The 21,340-nt window shown below is 69.7% G+C and carries 22 protein-coding genes; 10 read left to right on the top strand and 12 right to left on the bottom strand.

Features of this window, described 5'->3' with window-relative positions; translation table 11 throughout:
- Window positions 1–18: 18 nt before the first annotated feature.
- Window positions 19–1,017, bottom strand: coding sequence for an NADP-dependent oxidoreductase (locus ACTMTJ_RS07790; protein WP_441215450.1), 999 nt, complete (start codon window positions 1,015–1,017; stop codon window positions 19–21).
- A gap of 87 nt (window positions 1,018–1,104) precedes the next feature.
- Here ACTMTJ_RS07790 and ACTMTJ_RS07785 point away from each other — a divergent pair, with 87 nt between their 5' ends.
- Window positions 1,105–1,527 (top strand): MarR family winged helix-turn-helix transcriptional regulator, encoded by a 423-nt coding sequence (locus ACTMTJ_RS07785; protein WP_441215449.1) that lies wholly within the window; start codon window positions 1,105–1,107, stop codon window positions 1,525–1,527.
- Window positions 1,528–1,556: 29 nt separating this feature from the next.
- Here ACTMTJ_RS07785 and ACTMTJ_RS07780 read toward each other — a convergent pair whose 3' ends face one another.
- A complete protein-coding gene (locus ACTMTJ_RS07780; RefSeq protein ID WP_441215448.1) occupies window positions 1,557–4,346 on the bottom strand; it encodes a BTAD domain-containing putative transcriptional regulator in 2,790 nt (929 codons plus the stop codon).
- A gap of 225 nt (window positions 4,347–4,571) precedes the next feature.
- Between ACTMTJ_RS07780 and ACTMTJ_RS07775 the strand changes: the two genes are divergently transcribed.
- On the top strand, window positions 4,572–5,978 hold the full coding sequence (locus ACTMTJ_RS07775) for a peptidoglycan DD-metalloendopeptidase family protein (RefSeq protein WP_441215447.1): 1,407 nt from the start codon (window positions 4,572–4,574) through the stop codon (window positions 5,976–5,978).
- A gap of 81 nt (window positions 5,979–6,059) precedes the next feature.
- On the opposite strand, the gene ACTMTJ_RS07770 is transcribed toward ACTMTJ_RS07775, so the two are convergent.
- The 8 genes from ACTMTJ_RS07770 to ACTMTJ_RS07735 form a co-directional block, all read right to left on the bottom strand.
- Window positions 6,060–7,109, bottom strand: coding sequence for an LLM class flavin-dependent oxidoreductase (locus tag ACTMTJ_RS07770; protein WP_441215446.1), 1,050 nt, complete (start codon window positions 7,107–7,109; stop codon window positions 6,060–6,062).
- Window positions 7,109–8,344, bottom strand: a complete 1,236-nt coding sequence (locus ACTMTJ_RS07765) for a vanadium-dependent haloperoxidase (protein WP_441215445.1) — start codon at window positions 8,342–8,344, stop codon at window positions 7,109–7,111. Before ACTMTJ_RS07765 ends, ACTMTJ_RS07770 begins: the two co-directional genes overlap by 1 nt.
- A 12-nt stretch (window positions 8,345–8,356) precedes the next feature.
- Window positions 8,357–9,688, bottom strand: coding sequence for an LLM class flavin-dependent oxidoreductase (locus ACTMTJ_RS07760; protein ID WP_441215444.1), 1,332 nt, complete (start codon window positions 9,686–9,688; stop codon window positions 8,357–8,359).
- Window position 9,689: 1 nt separating this feature from the next.
- Complete coding sequence (locus ACTMTJ_RS07755) at window positions 9,690–10,418, bottom strand: ABC transporter ATP-binding protein (RefSeq protein WP_441215443.1); 729 nt, start codon at window positions 10,416–10,418, stop codon at window positions 9,690–9,692.
- Window positions 10,394–11,233, bottom strand: a complete 840-nt coding sequence (locus ACTMTJ_RS07750; protein WP_441215442.1) for an ABC transporter permease — start codon at window positions 11,231–11,233, stop codon at window positions 10,394–10,396. Before ACTMTJ_RS07750 ends, ACTMTJ_RS07755 begins: the two co-directional genes overlap by 25 nt.
- Window positions 11,230–12,285 carry an ABC transporter substrate-binding protein gene (locus ACTMTJ_RS07745; RefSeq protein ID WP_441215441.1) on the bottom strand — a complete coding sequence of 352 codons (1,056 nt, stop codon included), beginning with the start codon at window positions 12,283–12,285 and terminating at the stop codon, window positions 11,230–11,232. Before ACTMTJ_RS07745 ends, ACTMTJ_RS07750 begins: the two co-directional genes overlap by 4 nt.
- A complete protein-coding gene (locus ACTMTJ_RS07740) occupies window positions 12,286–12,798 on the bottom strand; it encodes a flavin reductase family protein (protein ID WP_441215440.1) in 513 nt (170 codons plus the stop codon).
- Window positions 12,799–13,186: 388 nt separating this feature from the next.
- Entirely contained in the window at window positions 13,187–13,612 is a 426-nt protein-coding gene (locus ACTMTJ_RS07735) for a cellulose binding domain-containing protein (RefSeq protein WP_441215439.1), read from the bottom strand.
- Between the two features lie 44 nt (window positions 13,613–13,656).
- On the opposite strand from ACTMTJ_RS07735, the gene ACTMTJ_RS07730 reads away from it, so the two are divergent.
- The 7 genes from ACTMTJ_RS07730 (at window position 13,657) to ACTMTJ_RS07700 (ending at window position 19,208) form a co-directional block, all read left to right on the top strand.
- Complete coding sequence (locus ACTMTJ_RS07730) at window positions 13,657–14,706, top strand: hypothetical protein (protein WP_441215438.1); 1,050 nt, start codon at window positions 13,657–13,659, stop codon at window positions 14,704–14,706.
- A 41-nt stretch (window positions 14,707–14,747) separates the two neighbouring features.
- Window positions 14,748–15,179 (top strand): peptidase inhibitor family I36 protein, encoded by a 432-nt coding sequence (locus ACTMTJ_RS07725; protein WP_441215437.1) that lies wholly within the window; start codon window positions 14,748–14,750, stop codon window positions 15,177–15,179.
- A gap of 71 nt (window positions 15,180–15,250) precedes the next feature.
- Entirely contained in the window at window positions 15,251–15,856 is a 606-nt protein-coding gene (locus tag ACTMTJ_RS07720; RefSeq protein WP_441215436.1) for a hypothetical protein, read from the top strand.
- Window positions 15,857–16,118: 262 nt separating this feature from the next.
- On the top strand, window positions 16,119–17,066 hold the full coding sequence (locus ACTMTJ_RS07715; protein WP_441215435.1) for a hypothetical protein: 948 nt from the start codon (window positions 16,119–16,121) through the stop codon (window positions 17,064–17,066).
- A gap of 87 nt (window positions 17,067–17,153) precedes the next feature.
- Window positions 17,154–17,834 (top strand): GNAT family N-acetyltransferase, encoded by a 681-nt coding sequence (locus tag ACTMTJ_RS07710; RefSeq protein ID WP_441215434.1) that lies wholly within the window; start codon window positions 17,154–17,156, stop codon window positions 17,832–17,834.
- A 64-nt stretch (window positions 17,835–17,898) separates the two neighbouring features.
- Window positions 17,899–18,303 (top strand): hypothetical protein, encoded by a 405-nt coding sequence (locus ACTMTJ_RS07705; protein WP_441215433.1) that lies wholly within the window; start codon window positions 17,899–17,901, stop codon window positions 18,301–18,303.
- A 167-nt stretch (window positions 18,304–18,470) separates the two neighbouring features.
- Window positions 18,471–19,208, top strand: coding sequence for a phosphotransferase family protein (locus ACTMTJ_RS07700; protein ID WP_441215432.1), 738 nt, complete (start codon window positions 18,471–18,473; stop codon window positions 19,206–19,208).
- A 66-nt stretch (window positions 19,209–19,274) separates the two neighbouring features.
- Here ACTMTJ_RS07700 and ACTMTJ_RS07695 read toward each other — a convergent pair whose 3' ends face one another.
- Window positions 19,275–19,889: a cadmium resistance transporter gene (locus ACTMTJ_RS07695; RefSeq protein ID WP_441215431.1), complete on the bottom strand. Its 615-nt coding sequence runs from the start codon at window positions 19,887–19,889 to the stop codon at window positions 19,275–19,277.
- Window positions 19,890–20,013: 124 nt separating this feature from the next.
- Between ACTMTJ_RS07695 and ACTMTJ_RS07690 the strand changes: the two genes are divergently transcribed.
- Window positions 20,014–20,568 carry a hypothetical protein gene (locus ACTMTJ_RS07690; RefSeq protein ID WP_441215430.1) on the top strand — a complete coding sequence of 185 codons (555 nt, stop codon included), beginning with the start codon at window positions 20,014–20,016 and terminating at the stop codon, window positions 20,566–20,568.
- Window positions 20,569–20,622: 54 nt separating this feature from the next.
- Here ACTMTJ_RS07690 and ACTMTJ_RS07685 read toward each other — a convergent pair whose 3' ends face one another.
- On the bottom strand, window positions 20,623–21,159 hold the full coding sequence (locus ACTMTJ_RS07685) for an AAA family ATPase (protein ID WP_441215429.1): 537 nt from the start codon (window positions 21,157–21,159) through the stop codon (window positions 20,623–20,625).
- Between the last annotated feature and the right edge of the window lie 181 nt (window positions 21,160–21,340).

Below are 21,340 nucleotides of genomic sequence, written 5' to 3'. Positions count from 1 at the left end.
GCTATTTTCGTACCTCGGCTATCCGACCTGGAGGGCCAGCTTCCCGACATAGTGATCAGTCAGGGCGCGATGCGCATCCTCGACGCGCTCCATCGGGAAGGTCTGGGCGACGTGGACCTCGAAGGAGCTCGCCTCGATGATCGCGTTCAGCCGGTCGGTGCCGGCACGGGTGATATCCCCGTCGTAGTAGGACACCGTCGCGCTCGGCGGCGTCACAGGCGCGGGCATGACACCGTTCGGCCAGGCGATCCGTCCAGAGTCCTTGACCGCGCGAAGAGACCGCTCGGCGATCTCGCCTCCCGCGGTGACCAGAGCCGCATCGAGCCCGCCTGGTGCGAACTCGAATGCCGCGGCCAACACATCGTCCTTGCGCCCGTTGACGACCTCGTCGGCGCCCAGCCGCCGGGCCAGGGCGACACCGTCGTCACCGGAGGCCACGGCCAACACCCGGATGCCGCGGTGCCGCGCCAGCTGCACAGCCATGTGCCCGACACCCCCGCTGGCCCCGAAGATCATGAGGGTTCCGTCCGGCCGCAGGCCGAGCAGGTCGAGGCCGCTCAACGCGGTCAGGGCATCCCAAGGCATCGCGCCGGCCTGCTCGGCCGGCAGCCGGTCGGGCACGCGCGCCACGAACTCCGCCTCGACGACGCCGTACTCGGCGTAGAAGCCGCCACGGTTCACCGGGTTTGTCGAAGCGTAGACGCGCTCGCCCACGTCGAACCGGGTGACGTTGCGGCCGACCGCGGCCACCGTGCCCGCCGCGTCCCAGCCGAGAACATAGGGGAAGGTCGACGCGACACCGAAAGCGCCGTCGTAGCCCCCCTCCCGCTCGAACGCGTCCCAGGACGCGACCCCGGCGAACTCCACCCGGATGAGGACGTCGTCGTCGCCGACCACCGGGAGCGGTATCCGGCGCGACGAGAGTTCGTCGACGCCGCCGAACCGGTCGAGGACGACCGCCTTCATCTGTGGCGCCACGGTCGGGATGCCCGTTGAGCGCTCGATCCTGCTGTCCATCAGCTCTCCTCGTTTACTTGAGTGAATCAAGGATCATTGGACCACGGATACTTGAGTACATCAAGTAACTGCCCTAAGCTGGACGCCATGGCACTGCCGAACGGGCCCGTAACCACCTCGTCGGAGGCCGAGGCCGTCCTGTTCGACCTGGTCGACGTATACGACCGTGCCTACGAGGCGGCCGCGGCCGAGCTGTCGCTCAGCCCGGCGCAGGCATGTGTCCTCGGGCGACTCGACGAGCAACGCGGCATGGGCGCCCTGGCCGAGGAGCTCGGCTGTGATGCCTCCAACATCACTCAGATCGTCATGCGTCTCGAAGCGCTCGGCCTGGTGACCCGCGAACCGAATCCCCGGGACCGCCGCGCGCGACTCGTCACGCGAACCCCCCAAGGAGACGAGATCAACCACCGGTTCGCAGCAGCCTTCACCTTCGCCCGCACGGCGGTCGGGCGACTCTCGTCCGACGAACAGGATCAGTTGACGGCCCTGCTGCGCAAAGCACTGGGCTGACACGCACCCGCGGCCCCATCCAAAGCGACCTACGCGGAATCACCGAGCTTGGTGCGGAGCTTGTCGGCGTCGGGGTGGTTGAGATCATCCAGGATGGACATGGCACGCAGCCAGGCGTCACGGGCGGCGTGGCGGTCACCGGCGGCGTGCTGGGTGTCGCCGAGGTGGGTGAGGGTCTCCGCCTCGTAGTACCGGTAGCCGAGCTCCCCGCGCAGCTCGAGGGCGTGCTGGTAGCAATCGATCGCCTGACGGTGCTCACCGAGGTGGTGATGGGCGACGCCGAGGCAGTCCCATGCGGTTGCCGTCCCCTCGCGGTCGCCCACATCCTGAAGCAGCGTGAGCGCCTGGCGGCATCTGTCGACGGCCCGATCGTGGTTGCCGAGGCGGCCCTCGTACCACCCGACCAGGTTCAGCGCGTGCGCCAGGCCCCGGCGGTGACCGGTGACCTGGTGCAGCTCGTACGCACGTCGCGCATGGTGTAGCGCCGAGGGATTGCGATCCTGCCGCCCGCACACCTCGGCGAGCGCGATGTGCGCGTGGCCCTGCCCGGTTTGGTCGCCGGCCTGTTCGTACAGGTCCAGGGCCACCCGTAGGTGAGCCTCCGCGTCGCCGATCGCGCCTACCTCAAGGTGGGCGTGTGCGAGCATGCGGTGGGCGCGGACCCGCGCCGCGGGGTCGCCCAGCTGGTCGGCGGCGGTCACGGCGGCTCGTGTGACGGCGATCCAGTCGTCCCAGTGCCCCCGCAGGTCGAGGAAGCTGGTCATTGTCCAGGCCAGCTGCCAGGTGTGCGCGTCGAACCCGGCAGCGGCGGCGTGATTGATCGCCGCTAGCAGGACGGTGCGTTCGGTGGCGAACCAATCGAGGGCTGCCTGGTAGTCGGCCGGCCGCTCGGGAACCAGGACGGAACGGGATGGAACGAGTGCGATCGGGTCCTGGTGCGGGTTCAAGAGCTGGGCGGCGGCGTGCGCGGCGTGCAGGTAGTGGCTGAGCATCCGGAACGTGGCGTCGCGGCGGTCGCCGTCGGTGTCGATGTGCCGCGCCTGCTCGGCGGCGTACACGTGCAGCAGGTCATGCATGGCGTACCGGCCCGGTGCCGGCTCGGTGAGCAGGTGGTGAAGGACAAGCTCGGTGACCGCGTGTCGGGCTTCCGGCAAGGACGTCCCGGCGAGGCTGGCCGCCGCCGACGCGGTGATCTCCGGCCCGGGATGCAGCCCGAGCAGCCGAAACAGCCGAGCCGTCCGCTCGTGGAGGTAGCGGTAGGAATAGGAGAACACAGCGCGCAGGTTGACGGCTGGATCACCGATGTCGAGGGCATCCAGGCGACGGGGGTCGGCCAGTTCGGCGGTGAACGTCCGCAGCGGGAAGGTCGGCTGTCCAGCGGCGCGGACCGCGACGATGGCCAACGCCAGCGGCAGCCGACCGCAACGCCTGACCAGCTCGACCGCGGCGGCCGGGTCGCCAGCCAAGCGCTCGGGGCCCAGGTGGCGTGCGAGCAGGTCGTGCGCTTCGACGTCCGACAGCGGGTGGAGCGTGAACGGGTGGGCGCCCGCGGCAACGGCCAGGCCGGCGAGGGGGCTACGACTGGTGATCAGCACCAGGCACGCGGCGCTGCCGGGCAGCAGCGGGCGCACCTGCTCGGCGTCGCGGGCGTTGTCCAGCACGATCACCATGCGGCGGCCGGCGATCACGCTTCGGTACAGGGCGGCCTGGGCGTCGAGGTCGGGCGGAATCCGTTCCGCCGGCATCGCGAACGCTTCCAGCAGCGAGCGGATCGCGGCCGACGGCGTCACCGGAGTGTCGGCGGGGTCGTATCCCCGCAGGTTGAGGTACAGCTGGCCATCGGGGAACTTGTCGGCCACCTGGTGGGCGGCGTACACGGCCAGTGTGGTCTTGCCGATGCCGCCGGCTCCGGTGATCGTGCAGACGACCGCACTGTTTTCGCCGGTGGCTTCGGCGGCGAGCTGGGCCAGCTCCTTCAGCTCGGCGGTACGGCCGACGAAGTGGCGGCTCGCCGCGGGCAGCTGTCGCGGCGCGGCTTTGTGGCTCTCGGTCGGTCCCGCGGTCGGGCCGGCGGCAGTGCCGGTGTCGTCCCGCAGGACCGCGGTGTACAGATCCCGCAACGGCGCGCCGGGGTCGATGCCGAGGTCGTCGGCGAGCCGGCCGCGCAGCCGGTGGAAGGCGTCCAGAGCCTCGGCTGATCGGCCGCAGCGGTGTAGTGCCTGCATCAGCTGCCCGACCAGTCGTTCGCGCGTCGGATGGGTAGCGACCAGCTCGGTGAGCTCCGCGACGAGCTGATGGTGGCGGCCGAGCAGCAGCTCCAGGTCGACACACTGCTCCAGTGCCGCAAGGCGTTCCTCGTCGAGCCGGGCCGCGGCGGCCACCAGGATGCCGCCGGCGCATCCGGCAAGAGCGGGGCCGCGCCACAGGCTCAGCGCGGCACGCAGTTCCACCGCGGCATCGGCGATCCGGCCGTCGTCCACCATGGACGGCACGGCCTCGACGCGGCTGGTGAACTCCAGCCGGTCGAGCCTCGCGGTGTCGAGCCGGATGCGGTAGCCGGGTCCGTCGGCGACGATGACCGACCCGCCGCCGGCATCGGCTAGCCGGCGTCGCAGCCCCGAGACGAGGTTCTTCAGCTGCTGCACGGCGGTGGCCGGCGGCCCTACGTCCCACAGCGCCTCGACCAGGGACTCGCGGGTAACGGTGCGCCCGGGGGCCAGCAGCAGCGCGGCCAGCAGCCGGACCTGCCGGGGCTCGAGCGGGCACCGCTCTCCGGCCGCGTCGACGACCTCCAGCGGCCCGAGGATCCGAAACTCCACACCCCTCCCCCCGGACGCCGGTACCGGTCCGGCCCATGCTCGCACGCGTCGCCCAGCCGCGGGTCGCACCAGTCAGATACCGGATGGCTGACCGGATCGGTACCGGTCCGATGACGGCCGCCATTGATGCTCTCCGCGGTACGACACATTGCCAAGCTTCAGGAGGTGGAGTTGATGACAACAAGAGGATCGTTCGTCGGGTGGTTCCGCGATCGAAGAGTGCTCATGATTGTGCTCGCGGTGGTGGCGTTGTTGGGTAGCCAGGCCGTGGCAACGGCCGCGTCGGCCGTGCCGAGCACGATCACGTTTCCGCTCGACGCGCCAAAATCGGTCATCGAGTCGCAGTCGCCCCTGCGATGGTGCTTCGCGAGTCAAGGCAACTGCCATCACGACTACAACGCCGCCGACATCTTCGCTCCCACCGGCACGCGAGTGGTGTCACCGGTGTCCGGCACCGTCATCAGCGCGACGCTGGCATCGTCCGGCGTCGGCAGCCGGGTCCAGATTCGCGATGACGAGGGCGACATCTGGTACCTGGCACACATGCATCACTCGCCTGGGTTGGCGGTCACCGATGGCCAGCGCGTGGCGCGTGGGACCCTCATCGGCTACGTCGGAACGTCCGCCCATGCCGTGGGCACGCAACCCCACCTGCATATCGACATGCTGCCGCCGCCTTACACGTCACGGCCTTCGTGCTCCGGGTCAGCCTGCGCCGCCTATCCGTTCGTCAACCTCCAGCCGCTGCTCGTCGCCGCGTACAACAACGTGGTGGTCGAGCCGCCGCCACCGCCGCCGCCGGCGCAGCTGGTGGGGGCGGTGTCAGCGGTCACCCGGGGAGACAGGTACGACGTGTTCGGGCGTACCGCGGACAACCGGCTGTTGCAGTGGACGTATCTGAATAGTCAGGATGGTCGTTGGCACGGGCCGACGGACCTGGGTGGGCCGGTCATCTCCGCCGCCGCGGTCACGGTCGACTCGTCCGGACGCTACGACGTATTCGCCATCGGCTCGAACCATCAACTCATCCACCGCATCTACCAGGGCGGTTCCTGGTCGGCCTGGGAACACCTCGGTGGTGTTCTGCACTACGGCATCAGCGTGGTCAACCCGTCGCCCGGGCGGTTCGACGTCTTCGGTGTCGACACCGACTACCACCTGGTCCAGAAGATCTACGCCGGTGGCCAGTGGTCGGCCTGGAACGACCTGGGCGGGGTGCTGCGCTCGGCCCCGGACGTGGTCTCCGTCGGTGGCCGGTACGACGTGTTCGCCACCGACACCGACCACCACATGGTGCAGAAGGTCTACTACGGCGACGGCAACTGGTCGAACTGGAACGACCTGGGCGGCTACCTCACCTCCGCCCCGTCGGTGACCCGTCGCGGTGACCGGTACGACGTGTTCGCCACCGACTCGGACCACCACCTCGTCCACAAGATCTACGACGGCACGGCGTGGACCGGGTGGAACGACCTCGGCGGCGTACTCACCGCCGCACCCACCGCCGTCAACCCCGACCCCGGCCGCTACGACATCTTCGCCGCCAACACCAACCACCACCTGATCCAAAAGATCTACAACGGCACCTGGAACCCCTGGAACACCATCACGACCACCAAACTCGCCGGCTGACCGAACGCTACGGGTCCGGAGCGCCACCGTTGTCTCGGCGGCGCTCCGGACCTCGGCCTGAGCGAGCGGGCGGCCGGCGGCTCAGCCGCCGAGCAGAGGTAGCAGCTGGTCGCCCTGGCGCTTGATCTCCGGCAAGTACGGCGTGTCGGAGAGGACGAGGTGGGTGATGCCGAGGCTCTGGTACTTGCGCAGCGACCTCGCGACGTCTTCGGCCGAGCCGACCAGCCACGTGGTGCCCGCTCCGCCGCCACCGAACCGGCCCGGTGCGGTGTAGAGATTGTCGTCGAGCACCTCGCCACGCGCGGCGAGATCGAGCAGCCGCTGCTGCCCGACGGCCGCCCGCCGGAGCGGGTCGGGTGGAAAGGCGCCGTTGCCGTTGGCCATCCGCGCGACCTTGGCTTCGGCGTCGGCCCACGCCTGTTCGGTGGTGTCCCGTACCAGGGTGGTGACCCGTAGGCCGAACTCGAGTGGGGCGTGCTCGCGTCCCCACTTCTCGCCGAGGCGCTTGAGGCGCTCGATCCGCTCGGCCACGCCGTCGAGCGGTTCGCCCCAGAAGAGCTGGACGTCGGCCTCGGTGGCGGCGACCTTCTCGGCGGCCTCGGACGCGCCGCCGAAGTAGAGCCGTGGTGGCTCGGTCAGTCGTGGCACCACCGTGGCGCCCGTGACGCTGAAGTGCTCGCCCTGGTAGGTGACGCCTTCCTCGGTCCAGAGCCTGCGCACGACCTGGATGAACTCTTTGGTGCGGGCGTAGCGGTGGGCCTGGTCGCCTTCGCGGTCGCCGTACGCTGCCAGGTTGTCCTTGCCGGAGACGATGTTGACCAGTACCCGACCGCCGGTGAGGTGGTGCAGGGTCGCGGCGGCGGAGGCGAAGTTGGCTGGTCGCCAGTACCCGGGCCGGATCGCGATCAGCGGCTGGAAGGTGGTGGTCTGCGCGGCCAGCGCGGCGGCGACCGTGAAGGTGTCCGGTCGTCCCCAGCCGGTGCCGATGAGCGCTCCGGCCCAGCCGTGCTCCTCGAGGGCCTTGGCGTGGCTGGTGAGCGTGGCCAGGCTGTTGTGGTCTGGCGCGACGTCGTCGCCGCGGTGACCGGGCTGGGCCTGGTTCGGGATGTACCACAGGAACTTGGCGCTCATCAGCGGAACAACCTCGCCGCGTTGCGTACGGTGTGTGCGGCGACGTCACGTCCGAGCCGGACGCCGACCTCGTCCGCGGTGCGGGTGTGGATGCCGGACCAGACCCGGGCGTCGATGTTCTCCTCGGTGGGGCGCCGCCAGTCGGTGTAGGTGCGCGTGGCGCCGGGCTGGCTGGGGCTGGTGAGGGTGTAGGGCTCGCGAGCTCTTGGGCCGACAAGGGCGGTGAGCACCTGTTCGGCGGCGCCGGAGTAGGTGTTGTGCCCGCTGGGGTAGTCCGGGTGCGCGGGGGTCGGATGCAGTGGCGTCCACTGTGGATCACGGTCGGCGCCGGTCCGGATGGCGGTGACCGGGCGCCAGCGCAGGTACGCGTACTTGGTGTCGGACGTGGCGATCTGGGTGTCGACGAGCGCGACGTGGAAGATGGCGACCAGGCCGGCCCGCCAGGCGACCGGGCGGGTGGATTGGGCGAGCGCGGCGCGCAGGACTCCGGTGTAGAGGGTCAGCGAGGAGCCGAGCCAGAACGTGGCCGTGTCGGTCTGTCGCGGTGTGCGTACGGCGCTGTCGGCGGCACCGTACGCACGGACCTCGGCGAGGTCCGCGCGGTACCGCTGTGAGTCCAGCGCGGGCGGTGGCTCGGGCCGGTACAGATCGGCGCGGTCGAGCAGAAACGGCGTGGCGAACCGGGCGCCGGTCTGCTGGGCGGCGGTGAAGCTCGGCGGGGTTGGTTGCCAGACGCCTGGAGCGGGATCGGGCGTGGCGTATGGCGGGTTGACGGAGGCGGGGTCGAGCCTGTCGCCGGCTCGCTGGGCGAGCAGGGAGCGGGCTTGGGCCTGGCCGGCGGCGGTGGCGCGCTCCTTGGCCCGCCCGTCCGGGATCCGGTCCAATGTGGTCCGCAGCGCGGCGTCGAGGGCGGCCGTGCCTTCGGGTATCAGGGTGGTCAGCGCGGTGTGGACGGCGGATGCGAGCGCGGCGTCCTGGTAGTGGCGAAGTGTCCCGGCGGGCGCGGTGCGGACGGCGCGGGCGGCGGCGAGCCAGCTGATCGCCCATGCGCGGCTGCTGGTGACCTGCGGCCGGGTGCCGGTGGCGACGGTGGCGGCGGTGACGTCGTACCATTCGACCGCGACATCCACAGTGGACGCGGCTGCGGCGGGTGCGGCGGAGATGCCGGCGACCAACGCGGCCGCGGCGATACCGGCCGCGCAACGGCGCCAGACGCGAAAGGTCGGCGGGTTCATGCTGGTCCCTCCTCAACGGGATGCGGTCGCGGGCTGCCGGGTGGACTGGTTGGCCGGGCGGGCGAGCCCGTAGTGGTCGCGCAAGGTTCTCCCGGTGTATTCGGCGCGGAACAGGCCGCGCCGCTGGAGGATCGGCACGACGTGGTCGACGAACGTCTCCAATCCGGACGGCAGCACCGGCGGCATGATGTTGAACCCGTCGGCCGCGCCGCCGCGGTACCACTGCTCGATGGCGTCGGCGACCTGTTCGGGCGTCCCGGCGAAGGTGCGGTGTCCGCGGCCGCCGCCGAGCCGGCCGATGAGTTGGCGTACGGTCAGCCGCTCGCGGCGGGCCAGGGTGACGATGAGCGTGTACCGGCTCTTGGCGCCCTCGATCTGGTCTTCGCCGGGCAGGTCGGCGGGGAGTTCGGAGTCGAGGTCGAGGTCTTCGGGGGCGACGCGCAGCGTGGTGGCGAGCTGCTGCCGGGCGTACTCGGGCTTGATCAGCCGATCCAGCTCGTCTTCCAGCGCCCGTGCCTCGGCCTCGGTGGCGCCGATGGCCGGGACGATGCCGGGCAGGATCTTGACGCTGTCCGGCTCCCGGCCGAGGAGGGCGGCCCGGCGCTTGAGGTCGCGGTAGAACGCTTGCGCCTCGGCGAGCGTTTGCTGCGCGGTGAATACCGCCTCGGCGTACCGGGCGGCCAGCACCTTGCCGTCCTCCGACGAGCCGGCCTGGACGAGCAGCGGGTAGCCCTGGGGCGAGCGGGGCACGTTGAGCGGGCCGGCCACCCGGAAGTACCGTCCGCGGTGGTTGGGCGGGTACAGCAGGTCGTCGTCTCCCCACCGGCCGGCGTCCTTGTCGCCGAGCGGCGCGGCGTCGTCCCAGCTGTCCCACAGCTTGAGCGACACCTCGACGAACTCGGCCGCCCGCTCGTACCGGTCGCGGTGGGCGGGCAGCTCGTCGAGGTTGAAGTTGCGGGCCGCCTCGACGCCCGCGGTGGTGACGATGTTCCAGCCGGCCCGGCCGCCGCTGATGTGGTCCAGCGACGCGAACCGGCGGGCCAGGTTGAACGGCTCGTTGTACGTGGTCGACGCGGTCGCGATCAGTCCGATGTGGTCGGTGGCCGCGGCGAGCGCGGTGAGCAGCACGGTGGGTTCGAGGGTGCCGGCCGGCCGCCGTCCGATGCTGTTCCACAGCACCGGGCTGTCGGCCAGAAACAGAGAATCGAGTTTGCCGCGTTCGGCGATCCGGGCCAGGCGTTTGAAGTGCTCGACGTCGGTTTGTGCGAACGGGTCGCTTTCCGGCAGCCGCCACGCGGCCTCGTGGTGGCCGACGCCCATCAGGAACGCGTTCAGATGCAGCATGTCATTCCTCCACGCCGAGGGCGTTCAGCAATGATTCGCGGTACGCCAGAAACCGTGGCTGCCGGTGCGAGCGCGGCGCCGGCAGGTCGATGGCCTGCTCGACCGCGATGCGGCCGGCGTCGAGCAGGACGATCCGGTCGGCCAGCGTGATGGCCTCGTCGACGTCGTGGGTGACCAGGAGGACGGTGGGCCGGTGCCGGGCGCACAGTTCGCGCAGCAGGCCGTGCATCTTGATCCGGGTCAGCGCGTCGAGGGCGCCGAACGGCTCGTCGGCCAGCAGGAGCTCCGGCTCGGAGACCAGGGACCGGGCCAGCGCCACCCGCTGCTGCTCTCCGCCGGACAGTTCGTTGGGCCAGGACCGCTCCCGCCCGGACAGGCCGACCTCGGCGAGCGCCGCGCGGCCCCGCTCGTGGGCGTCCGGCCCGCCCAGGCCGAGGATGACGTTGTCCAGGACGCGCTGCCAGGGCAGGAGCCGGGCGTCCTGGAACACGACCGACGACTTCTCCGGCACCTCGACCAGGCCGGAGCCGGCCACGTCACGGTCCAGCCCGGCCAGGGCGCGCAGCAGAGTACTCTTGCCGGACCCGCTGCGGCCCAGCAGTGCCACGAACTCGCCACCGGCGATCCGCAGATCCAGTCCATTCAGGACGGCGCGGTCACCGAAGCCGCGCACCAGTCCCTGTACATGGACGGTGTGGGTGGCGGTCAGTCCGCCAGTGTGCGTCGCCACGACAGCGCCCTCCTTTGCACGAGTCGGACGGCGCCGTCGGAGAGCAGACCGAGCAGCCCGTACAGCACCAGGCCGACGATGATGACGTCGGTCTGGCCGTACTCACGGGCCAGGTCCATCATGTAGCCGATGCCACTGGTCGAGTTGATCTGCTCGACGACCACAAGGGACAGCCACGCGCCCACGACCGCGAAGCGCATGCCGAGCAGGAACCCCGGCAGCGCACCGGGCAGGACGATCCGCCGGACGAACACACTCGGACGCAGCCGCATCGACTCGCCCAACTCGACGTACCGGCTGTCGATGCCGCGTAGCCCGTTGTGGGTGTGGATGTAGACCGGCACGAACACACCGAGGGTGATGGTCGTGACCTTCATCTGCTCGCCGATGCCGAGCCACAGGATGAGCAGCGGCACCAGGGCGAGGGCCGGGATCGCCCGCTTGATCTGGATCGGCCCGTCGAGGATGGCCTCACCCCAGCGGCTCAGGCCGGAGATGACGGCCATGACGGTGCCGACCGCCGTGCCGATCGCCAGGCCCAGACCGGCCCGGCGGGCGGAGACCGCGAGGTTGTCCGGCAGCCGGCCGTCCGCGACGAGGTCACCCGCCGTCGTGACGACGGTCCATGGCGCCGACAGGGTACGTGAGTCGATCCAGCCGGTCGCCGAGCCGACCGTCCACACTGTCAGAAGTAGCAACGGGCCGACCGCCGCCCCGAACGGGATCGGCCGCCCGGGTCCGAGCCGGCGCCGCGGCTTGCGGGCGGGCACCGTCGTCGTCGCCGCCCGCGGCGGGGTGAGAACCGAGGCGGTCATCCGGCACCTCCCGCGGTGAGCGCGTCCGCGGCGACGGATTCATACCGACGGTCGTAGAGGTCCTCGGCCTTGAGCGGCTTGTTGCCGGTCTCCTTGGCGAGCAGGTCGATGGTTTCCTGGTGTCGGGCGATGGCATCGGTCCAGCTGGCCGGGATGTCGGCCAGGCCAGTGTTCTCGACGATCCACCTCCCGTCTTCGGTGGTGAGGCCCTGGTCTTTGACGTAGTAGCGCTCGATCCACTCGTCCGGGTGCGCCTCCCGCCACCGCCACGCCTTCGCCCACACCCGCACGTACTGGCGGATGGCGGCGGCCTTCGCCGGTTCGGCGAGCACGCTGGTCGGGGCGTACAAGTGGCCGGGGTCGTCGCGCAGCCCGTGCGGGATCGTCTTGGCGCCGTCCTTGCCGTACTTGCTCTCGTAGCGCTTGATCTGCACTCCGCCGATCGGCGCCACGTCGACCTGGTGGCTGGCCAGTGCGGTGCCGTAGACGTCGTTGGTGCTCGGCAGCTCGACGAGCTCGACGTCCTGCTTGGACAGTCCGGCCTTGTGCAGCACGCGCAGCACGAGCGCGCCCTGCGCCTGCCCCGGACTGTAGGCGATCCGCTTGCCGCGGATGTCCGCGAGCGTGGTGACCGCGACGCCTGGGGCGATGCCGAGCCGGTAGATGGCGTGATCGAGCGGGTCCTGGCGGAACCTGGACGCCACGATCTTCGTGGGGATGCCGGTCCAGTGCGAGTGGATCGGCGGGATGTCGGCCACCGCGCCGATATCGAGCGCGTCGGCCCGAAACGCCTCCAGCGTCTGCGGGCCGCCACTGATGTTGGCCCACTTGACCTCGAACGTGAGCGAGTCCACCAGACCGGAGAACTCGATCGCCTTCTGGTGCTCCTTGTCGCCTACGGTGAGCACGGTGCCCTTCGGTACCGAGTCCGTGAGTGGTGCGGCGGCGAGTGCCGCGTCCGGCTCGTCGTCGCCGGCGCAGGCGGTCAGGCCCAGCGCGACCGCGCCCAGAGTCGCGGACAGAAACGTTCGGCGGTCCACAATGGATGACACTCAGTACTCCTCGGAAGCGTTGTGCAGGGCTGCGTACCGCCCCATGTGGTAAAGCAACGGACTGCCGTCGCCCGGCTCGCCGGCCACCGGCTCGGCGAGCACCACGGCGTGGTCTCCGGCCAGCACCCGCTGGGTCACCCGGCACAGCAGCCAGGCCAGCGTCCCGTCCAGCAGGGGCACCCCGTACGGTCCGGCTTGCCAGCCGGGGTGCGCGGCGAACCGGTCGATGCCGCTGGTCGCGAACGTCCGCGCGACATCCCGCTGATCGGCATCGAGCAGGTGCACCGCGACGTGCCCGGCGCGCGCCACGGTCGGCCAGCTCGACGACGCCCGGTCCAGACAGAACGACACCAGCGGCGGGCGCAGCGACACCGACGTGAACGAGGTCGCGGTGAACCCCACCGGCGGGACACCGGCGGCGGTCACCACGGCGACCGACGCGGCCTGCCGGCGCAGCAGCGCGCGGAACGCGTCGGGGTCGACCGGAGCGAGCGGTTCGGCGGCAACGGTCATGGCATTCCTCCCGGTTGAGACGACCGGCACACGGCAGCACGAGCAGGCGTCCGGGGCGGGCGCGGGCGCGGTGATACCTCAAGCGGCCGTTGATCGGATCACGGCGAAGGCAGCCGGTCCCCATTGAGCCGGCGGCGCGACGCTGATGGCAAAGTCAGGGAAGGAAGAGCGCCTGGCGGCAGCAGCCGCACGCGCCGGTCCAGCCACGGCAACACACCCGCGACACCGCCACCGCGGTGCCGTCAAGCGGAGCGTCCTGGCTGGTCATGGCCTCAACGTTAGCCTATTTCTCCTACGTGTCAAGTAGGATTTCGATGGCGTGCAGCCCGTGCGGCCGGCCGGAATGATCGGTATCGGGTTCGCCGGCCCACCGGCCGCCAAGCCGCGGCTACGTCGCGGTGCAGCTCAGGAACGCCGCGGCGGTCGAGCCGGACGAGCCGAGGCGCCCGTTGAAGGTGATCGTCACCGCGCCGCCCGGTGGCACGATCCCATTCCAGGTGAGGTTTCGCATGGTGACGAGAGGGCCGATGATCGGCGGCCACGTCGCCCGCACCAGCTCCGCGTTGGCGACCGACTGCGCGACCACTCTCTGCCCGTCCAGGTAGGACCAGCGGACCTGCCAGCTCTGCGTCGTGACCGTGCCCGTGTTGCGCATGGTCGCGGTCGCGGAGAAGCCCGTGTCCCAGACCGCGAGCACCTGATAGCTCGTCTGGCAAATCGGCGCGTCCGCCCGGGCCGGCACGGCGACCCCAACGGCGGCGGCCAGTGCGATGATCAGCGGGACGGTGCGCCACAACCATCGACGACGACTCATGCCCGCCATCCTACGTGCGTCGCCGTGGACCCATCGTGCCTCTTTTGGACGTCCTTCTGCGGCCGCTTCGACCACGTGGTCCTGCTCAGCGCGTCGCTGGAGTCGCGCCGGACGCACCGCCGGCGCGCTGTGCCGCGTGGCTTGCGCGAAGCATCGGTGAAGGCGATCTGAAGCTGCGAGCCTCTACGTTTCGTACAGGCGTCGATGTCCGGGCCTTGGGGGAGGGCGGCATGCTCAGGCACGCGTGGGTAGGGGCGCTCTTGGCCGTCGCGTTGGTCGGCTGCGGGAGCGGTGGCGGGGCGCGGGCGGTGGAAGATGTGCCGCCGCTGTCTCCGGCCCAGCTGCGCGAGCTGGCCGAGGCGGAGGAGGTCCTGGTGGCGCGGTGCATGCGTGCCCAAGGTTTCGAATACCACGTTGTGCCGCCTGATCTGGTGCTGGCCGAGGACCGCGACTTCCCGTACGGCATCGACGATCCCGCGTGGGCTGCCCGCCACGGGCTGGGCCGGGTTCTCCGCGATCTGGCCAGCCGCCGCGCCGGCCAGGACAACCCGAACAGCCGGTACACGGACTCGTTGTCGCCGGATCGGCGGCGTGCCTACTCGACTGCTCTGTTCGGCGCGGAGGTCAAGGTGTTGGCGGTGACGATCCCGACCGGCGACCAGGTCACCATGGCGACGGACGGCTGCCTCGCGTCGGCCCAGCAAGAGCTGTACGGGGACCTGCGGCGATGGTTCCCGGCCAAGACCATCGTCAACAATCTGGCCGCCGCGATCCGGCCGAAAGTCTTCGCCGACAAGCGGTTCCAGGAGCTGGCGCGGGAATGGGCGGGGTGCATGGCCGGCCGGGGCTACGCCTACCGGGACCCGGTAGACCTGCGGGAACGGTTTCCCTCGACATCCGCCGAGCGGGAACGACAGGTGGCGACGGCGGAAGCCGAGTGCGTCGGGCGGACCCGGTTGGCCGAGGTGGGTCGTCAGCTGGAGCGGGAGTTGGGCGCGCCGGTGCGGGCCATGTTCGCCGCGGACATCCGCGCCCACCGCGATTTCCAGGCCGCCGCACTGCCTCGGGCGGCGGACCTGACCAGAAACCGTTGACCGGGGCAGCTTTGAAGGGAGAGAGCCTGGTGAGGACACAAATGAGGTTCGTGACGGCGCTGGCCATGGGCGTCGGCCTCGTGGTCGGCCTGCTGCCGGGGGCGGCGCACGCCGCGCCGAAGGCCACGGTCGCCACCGTCGTGGACGTCGAGCCGCTGGCCGCGCATTCGTGCGATCCGGGCGACTTCTGCGCGTACGAAGTCGTCAACTTCACCTTCAGCCTGTACGCCTGGGCGGGTAACGACTCCAACTGGTCCAACAACTTCACGGCCAGCGGTATATCGATCAACAACAACGACTCGTCCTGGCGCAACCGGAGCAACCCCTGCGTCGGCTGCGACGCGGTCCGCGTATTCGACAACACCAACTACGGCGCGCCGGTCACGGTCTGCCTCACCCGGGGCCAGAGCCTGGCGTCCTGGGGACCCGCCAACAACCGCGGCTCGTCGCACAGCTGGTACGGCGGCTGCTAGCGCGCGGCGACCACTGGTCCTGGGGCGCTACCGTGGTGCCGCATTGGTGTCAAGCGATCAGGAGGCGCCAGATGGCGACCGCGGATCAGATCCTCGCCTCCCTTGCCGGACGGCTGCGTGGCCGGCCCGTGCCCGACGATCTGCGCCGGCTCGTGGCCATCCAGGCCGCGCGGCCCGCCGGCGAGCAGCGGGCGAGGGATCCGTTGCTACACACCAGGACTGTCATCTTCGAACCGGGTGAGTCCGACGCCCTGCTCGACCACAGCTACCTCAACGAGAACGATCGTGCCGACCCCGACATCATGGCCAACATCGCCGCGATCGATACCGTGCTGCCGCACGCGGCGTGGATCGGCACCCTTGTGGACGGCGACGTGGTCGGCTACTGGCTGCACCCCGACGAACCGGTTGGCGAGCCACCGCTGGTCGTCACCTTCAGCACCGAAGGCGAGTTCGACATCCAGCCCGGCGAGTCCCTGGTGGAGGCCGTGATCTACCACTACGCCGGATACCAGGACGACCGGTTCGCCGCGGCCGCGGAATTGTACGAGGCGCACGGGCTGCCGATAGCCGCGCGGCGAGCGGACGACCTACCGCACCGTCGTGCGGTCGTCGACCCGGCCGCTCTGCACAGCAAGCGGTACGAGGAGGAATGCGCGGCGCGCGGCCTGAGCTAGCCGCGGCTGTCGCGGGCTTTACGTCTGGCACATCGCCCGCGATGACCGGGCAACCTGGATCAGATTGCATTCGAACATGATGGGTTTGGTGATGTGCCCCACAGTGGCAGAGGACTTCTCGCTTGAATTTCGGCAGGATTTCGTTCAACCAGAAGTTCTGGATCAACTCACGTTGGGCCATTTTTCCTTTAAAGCATTACTGGATAGGTCGGCGAATCGGTTGTTGACGTAGTTCGGTGGTGGCGGTCAAAACTCATGGGCCATGAAGATATTGATAGGCGTCGCATCGATTCTGGCTGTTGTGGCCGTGCCGGCGGCTCCGGCCGCGGCGGCGGCGTGTACCTGGCGGGTTAGTCCGCTGCCCGCGCCGGCTGGGTACTCGTATGCCGTCGCCAACGGGGTCGCGCCAGCGTCGGGGTCCGTCGTCGGGCACGCGGTGCGTACGGATGGGAGCGGGCGCGATGCCGTGGTGTGGCGAAACCGGATCCCCCAGGTATTGCCCAAGCCGCCGATCCAGGGCAGCGGCTCCAACCGCGCGGACATCATCAACGACCAGGGTGTGATCGCGGGTGTCTGGTGGGGTGCGGACAACCGTGTAGCGGCGTGGCGCTATCGGGACGGCGCCTACGAGATCCTGCCCGTGCCGTCGACGATGATGGGTGTCGCCGTCACCGGGATCAACAGCGTCGGCGACGTCGTCGGTCAGGCCTTTACTCTCTCCCCCTCCTCGGAGGGGTTGCTGTGGAAGGCGGCGACGCCGGGTCAGTTCACAAGCCTTGGCTCCTCGATCTATGCGGTGGGCATCGACGACAGTGGCCGGATGGTCCTGAATAACCGCGTCATCGTCAACCCGGACGGCTCACGGATCACGTTGCCGCGTCCCGTGTCCATGAGGCTGTACGACCGGGGTCGAATCCTGAGCGAGGACCTGGCCACGAACACCGTCGTGGAGTGGAACGTCTCGGCACAGGTTGTCCGGGAGTTCGCCGGAAGCTTCCCACATGCGGTCAACGCTTCGGGCGTGATGGTAGCCACGCCTCCGGGCACCGTCTATGTGGCGGTGCGCAACGGCAACGCGTGGGAACAGTTCGCCATCCGGATGACCGCGAGCGAGGGAATCACCGACGGCAATGTCGTGGTGGCAAACTTCGACCACGACGGGACGACACAGACCCAGCAGGTTGCCGGTACCTGGCAGCGAGGCTGCTAGGCCGTATTTCGTAAGTTCCGTGCGACGCGGCCGGCACACCCGCTGACCGCCAGTTACCTGGGGGCAGCGGAGCCTACACTTTGGACGATGCGGGACACGCTTTCGTTCGAGCGGTACCTCACGTCGCTTGTCGGGTCCTGGCAGGCGCTCGCCGCGCCGCACGATGACGCGGAGGTCGTGCTGGGTGACGGCTTCATGGCGGCACGGTTCGGCGGACACCCCGTGCTCAACAACGCCGTCCTGCTGCGCCCGGACGCGCTGCCGGCGGCCCTGGCGGTGTTCGCCGGCACCGTTCAGTACGCGATCTGGTCGGCCGACGAGGTGACCGGAGCGGCGGTCCAGGCGGCCGGGCTGCGCCGGGACATGACAACGGTGCCCATGTGCTGCGACCTGCGTATCGTTCCACGGCCTGAGGACGACGGCGTCCTGGAGGGCGTGGCGCCTGAGGTGATCGCCGAGCTCACCGAGGTGGACCCCGCGCTGCTGCGGGGAGTGCCAGGGCTGTGGACATTCGCCAGCAAGGGATTTGAGTCGGGACTCGTGCTCATCCCGGTCGACACGGACGTCAACGTTTCGTTCGTCACCACCCGCGAGACGGCGCGCCGTCGTGGTCTGGCCACGACTGTGCTGCGCCACGCGCTGGCTGGCGCCAGGGCTCGCGGGTTCGTCACCGCCAGCCTCCAGTCGACCGCGATGGCGCAGCGGCTGTACGCACAAGCCGGATTCGTTCCCGTCGGCCGGTGGCAGGAGTGGGTACCGACACGCTGAGCACCATCCGGACATGGGCCGGCACCACTGGTGGTCTTGGCGGCGCGACGACACGATAAGTTCCATGCGGTACGCACGTTACCTACCTGTACTGGTCCTCCTCGTCGCCGCCATCGTCGCACCGGCCGCACCAGCGGCCGCGGCGACCAGCGCGATCACCGTCGACGACGTCCACTTCGGGCAAGGCAACGAGATCGTCGTCTCGGGCACGGTCACCTGCTCGCAGCCGACCGGCCAGGCCCTTGTCCGATACTGGGCGACCAACTCGTTTCCCCTCGACGTGGCCACCGGCTCCGGCCAGGTGAGCGTGCCGTGCGCGGACGGGCCGGTGCCATGGGCCGCCTCGGCCCGACCCCAACTCAACGGCTTCGACGACAGGTTTCCGCTCTCGGTGATCGCGACCTTCTACCGCGATGGCACACAGGAGGCGGCCACGCTCAACCTGTTCCAGCCCGGCTGGGGCGACTGAGCCCGCAACGCGCCGACGGCGTCGTCACCACGTCAGCCGGACTCCTACAAAACAGACGCGGGACCGCCCGTGAATCCTGCACGGGCATCGGCTGTGTCGCGCGGTCGCGATTTTGCGCGCGATAAACCTGCGGCGGCGTCGATGATCGTTCCGCGATAATGGCCGGCATGGAGGAGGTCAAGGTCGTTGTCGCCCACGACGACTGCGCGACCCTGCGCGTCGGCGACGTGTTCCTGAAGATCGACGCTGATCAGACGCGCACCGACGTCGAGGTCGAGGCGATGACGATGGCGCCGATCCCGACTCCGCGGGTGCTGTGGCGCAAGCCGCCCGTGCTCGCGCTCGCCGCCGTGCCCGGGATGGCATTGGGCCGCCTCGGCGAGCCGTCGCCCGCGTCGCCGGCGGCGTGGGCCGCGGCGGGCGCGGCCGCGCGGAAGCTGCACGACGCGCCCCTGCCGCCATGGCCTGGCCGGCGCCTCGACGAGCTCGCCTCCCGCCTGGACGGCGAGTGCGAGTGGCTCGTCACGAACGGTGTGCTTCCCGCGGAACTTGTCACCCGTAACCGCGAGGTTGCCGAGACCGCGCTGCGGCCGTGGAAACCGGTGTTCGCGCACGGCGACTTGCAGATCACCCACGTGTTCGTCGACGGTGACGAGATCACCGGTGTGATCGACTGGTCCGAGGCGGCTCAGGGCGACGCCCTGTACGACCTCGCCGTCCTGACGCTCGGACACGAGGAGCACCTCGCCGACGTGGTCGCCGGCTACGGCACCGATGTCGACACCGACGTGATCCGCGGATGGTGGTCGTGGCGCAGCCTGGTGGCGGTCCGCTGGCTGGTCGAGCACGGATTCGACCCGTCCTTGCCGGGCTGCGAGTTCGACGTACTGAGATCGCAGATGTGAGGCCTCACGGGGCGGCAATGCCTCGGGCCAGGCCAGGCGTCGTGGCGCGAGGATTGCGGGTCACCGTCACCCGAGCCTGAACAACTCGCCGATGACACCGGACTCGGCGACGATGACCGAGCCGATCAGCATAAACACCGCCGGGACGATCCAGTGCCCGAAGCGCTGCATGGCCTCGATGACCCTCTTGTGCGAACCCAGCCAGGAGCCGGCCGCGCACCACACCGCCACCAGTAGCGCGAACACCGCCACCGTCAGAAGGCTTTCGGCGACGCCGATGCTGCGCAGCATCGGCGTGTAGACGGAGATGTTGTCCGCGCCGTTGGCGATCGTCACCCCGGCCACCGACGCCATCCCGGTCGCCACCACGGGCGGGGCGTCCTGCTCGCCACCGCGGGCGCGGAAGGCGGTGACCAGAGCGCGGACGCCGAGCGCGAACGGCACCAGCCCGAGCAGCCCGACCCAGCGGTCCGGGATGATCGTCAACCCGAGCGCAGCCACCGCCGACGCCGCAACCAGCACCCCGATACCGGCGTACTGCCCCACCCAGACCTGCCACGGCCGGGGCCGGCCAGCCGCGCGGGCGGACAGGAACAGCACCGTCAACACGATCAGGTCGTCCACGTTGGTACCCGCGAACACCCCAACCGCTGCCACGACAGTTCTGAGCTGGTCACCCACGACCGGCCAGCGTAATGCCCGCTCGACCGGAGTCGGGTTCGTGCCTTTCCTGAATTGATCACACCGAATGCGTCTGGCCCGCGATAGTCTGCGTGGCGCGGGATCGACCACGGGGGAGGGCGCGATGACAATGCTCCGGCGAGGCGTCGTGGTGGCGGCTGTGACGACGCTGGCGTTGGCGGGTCTGGCAGCACCGGCGCGGGCTGAAGCCGCCGGCGGCACGCCACCGACCAGGACCGAGACCGACGTGCAGGTCGTGCACAGCGATCCGGTGGCGTGCGGCGACTACGGCGTCGAGTGGAACATCGACCTGCACTCGGTCAACCTGACGTTCTTCGACCAGGCCGGGCGCCGGGTAAAGCTGGTGCAGCACATCACGGAGGACAACACCGTCCGCAACACGGTCACCGGGCTCACCCTGCCGGACAGTCCCGTCGACTTCGTGCAGACGTCGACGTTCGATCCGGAGACGGGGCTGCGCACGCACATCTTCGTCGTGGGCACCTCGGTAAACGTGCGCCGCGGCAGCCAGCACCTGGTCGACCGCGGCCCGATCCTCATCGACGGCCAGACCGGCAGGATTCTCTTTGCCGTCGGCCCGCACCCGATCCGCCGCCTCATTGACGGCAGCTTCGACATTCGGCGAGCGCTGCCAGGGTTCTGCGACATCTTGCGTTAGCGACACTCCACCTCCGACCTTTCGTGAACGGGGCAGTGCCGCGGGGAGTAGGCGTCAGGACACCGATGGCGGCCAGCGGTGTCCGCGCCACTGGTCCCATGTCGCGAATCCAGCCGGTGGGTCGTCGACGGGTTCACTGCCGTCGAGTTCGCCTCGCGTCGGGATCTCGAAGATGGTTGCCCACTCGGCGAGTTCCTCGTCGGTCACGGGCCAGGTCGTGTGTGGCGCTTCGGCCAGGCGCTGATCGAGTCGTCTGCGCTGCTCGGCCGGGGCGAGCGCGAAGTAGCGCAGCTCCGCGGTCGCGCCAAGGTCCGCGGCTGCCTGGCGTAGACACGAGCGCTCGTTTCGACTCCAGAGGCCGTAGTCGATCACGACGTTGTTGCCCAGTTCGAGCGCGCGCAGCCCGATCTGGATGAGCCGCCCTTCGATCACGTCTCCAGCCGATGGTGGATTCTCGCGCCCGTAGAGAGCCTTCACCCATTCGTCCTTCGTGAGACGAAGCGCTTTTCGCTCGATCTCGATGCGCCGAGCGGCAGTGGTCTTTCCGGTGCAGGGGAGTCCCACGGTCAGGAACAGCGTTGGTTGCCGCATCATCACCCACTTCCGGCGCCCGGCTATCGCTGGCGGACTTGCCGTCCTGGGAACCGTCATACCATGACTTCGCCCGCACCGAGACGACCGGCCCAGGACACCGAGTGTCCTGGGCCGGGGTGGTGCTGTGGCTGTTGGTGTTACCGGTCAGGTGATGGTGATGTCGCTGCACCACATGTAG

Source organism: Phytohabitans sp. LJ34 (genome assembly GCF_052068095.1).
Classification (GTDB): Bacteria; Actinomycetota; Actinomycetes; order Mycobacteriales; family Micromonosporaceae; genus Phytohabitans.
The sequence above is the reverse complement of the archived record's forward strand: the minus strand, read 5'-3'. Positions and strand labels throughout refer to the sequence as shown.

Coding starts and splice junctions, on each gene's coding strand:
- ACTMTJ_RS07785 (WP_441215449.1), top strand. CDS start 1,105: ATGGCACTGCCGAACGGGCCCGTAACCACCTCGTCGGAGGCCGAGGCC.
- ACTMTJ_RS07770 (WP_441215446.1), bottom strand. CDS start 7,109: ATGAGCGCCAAGTTCCTGTGGTACATCCCGAACCAGGCCCAGCCCGGT.
- ACTMTJ_RS07740 (WP_441215440.1), bottom strand. CDS start 12,798: ATGACCGTTGCCGCCGAACCGCTCGCTCCGGTCGACCCCGACGCGTTC.
- ACTMTJ_RS07735 (WP_441215439.1), bottom strand. CDS start 13,612: ATGAGTCGTCGTCGATGGTTGTGGCGCACCGTCCCGCTGATCATCGCA.
- ACTMTJ_RS07725 (WP_441215437.1), top strand. CDS start 14,748: ATGAGGTTCGTGACGGCGCTGGCCATGGGCGTCGGCCTCGTGGTCGGC.
- ACTMTJ_RS07715 (WP_441215435.1), top strand. CDS start 16,119: ATGAAGATATTGATAGGCGTCGCATCGATTCTGGCTGTTGTGGCCGTG.
- ACTMTJ_RS07765 (WP_441215445.1), bottom strand. CDS start 8,344: ATGAACCCGCCGACCTTTCGCGTCTGGCGCCGTTGCGCGGCCGGTATC.
- ACTMTJ_RS07710 (WP_441215434.1), top strand. CDS start 17,154: ATGCGGGACACGCTTTCGTTCGAGCGGTACCTCACGTCGCTTGTCGGG.
- ACTMTJ_RS07790 (WP_441215450.1), bottom strand. CDS start 1,017: ATGGACAGCAGGATCGAGCGCTCAACGGGCATCCCGACCGTGGCGCCA.
- ACTMTJ_RS07690 (WP_441215430.1), top strand. CDS start 20,014: ATGACAATGCTCCGGCGAGGCGTCGTGGTGGCGGCTGTGACGACGCTG.
- ACTMTJ_RS07775 (WP_441215447.1), top strand. CDS start 4,572: ATGATTGTGCTCGCGGTGGTGGCGTTGTTGGGTAGCCAGGCCGTGGCA.
- ACTMTJ_RS07760 (WP_441215444.1), bottom strand. CDS start 9,688: ATGCTGCATCTGAACGCGTTCCTGATGGGCGTCGGCCACCACGAGGCC.
- ACTMTJ_RS07720 (WP_441215436.1), top strand. CDS start 15,251: ATGGCGACCGCGGATCAGATCCTCGCCTCCCTTGCCGGACGGCTGCGT.
- ACTMTJ_RS07705 (WP_441215433.1), top strand. CDS start 17,899: ATGCGGTACGCACGTTACCTACCTGTACTGGTCCTCCTCGTCGCCGCC.
- ACTMTJ_RS07685 (WP_441215429.1), bottom strand. CDS start 21,159: ATGCGGCAACCAACGCTGTTCCTGACCGTGGGACTCCCCTGCACCGGA.
- ACTMTJ_RS07700 (WP_441215432.1), top strand. CDS start 18,471: ATGGAGGAGGTCAAGGTCGTTGTCGCCCACGACGACTGCGCGACCCTG.
- ACTMTJ_RS07750 (WP_441215442.1), bottom strand. CDS start 11,233: ATGACCGCCTCGGTTCTCACCCCGCCGCGGGCGGCGACGACGACGGTG.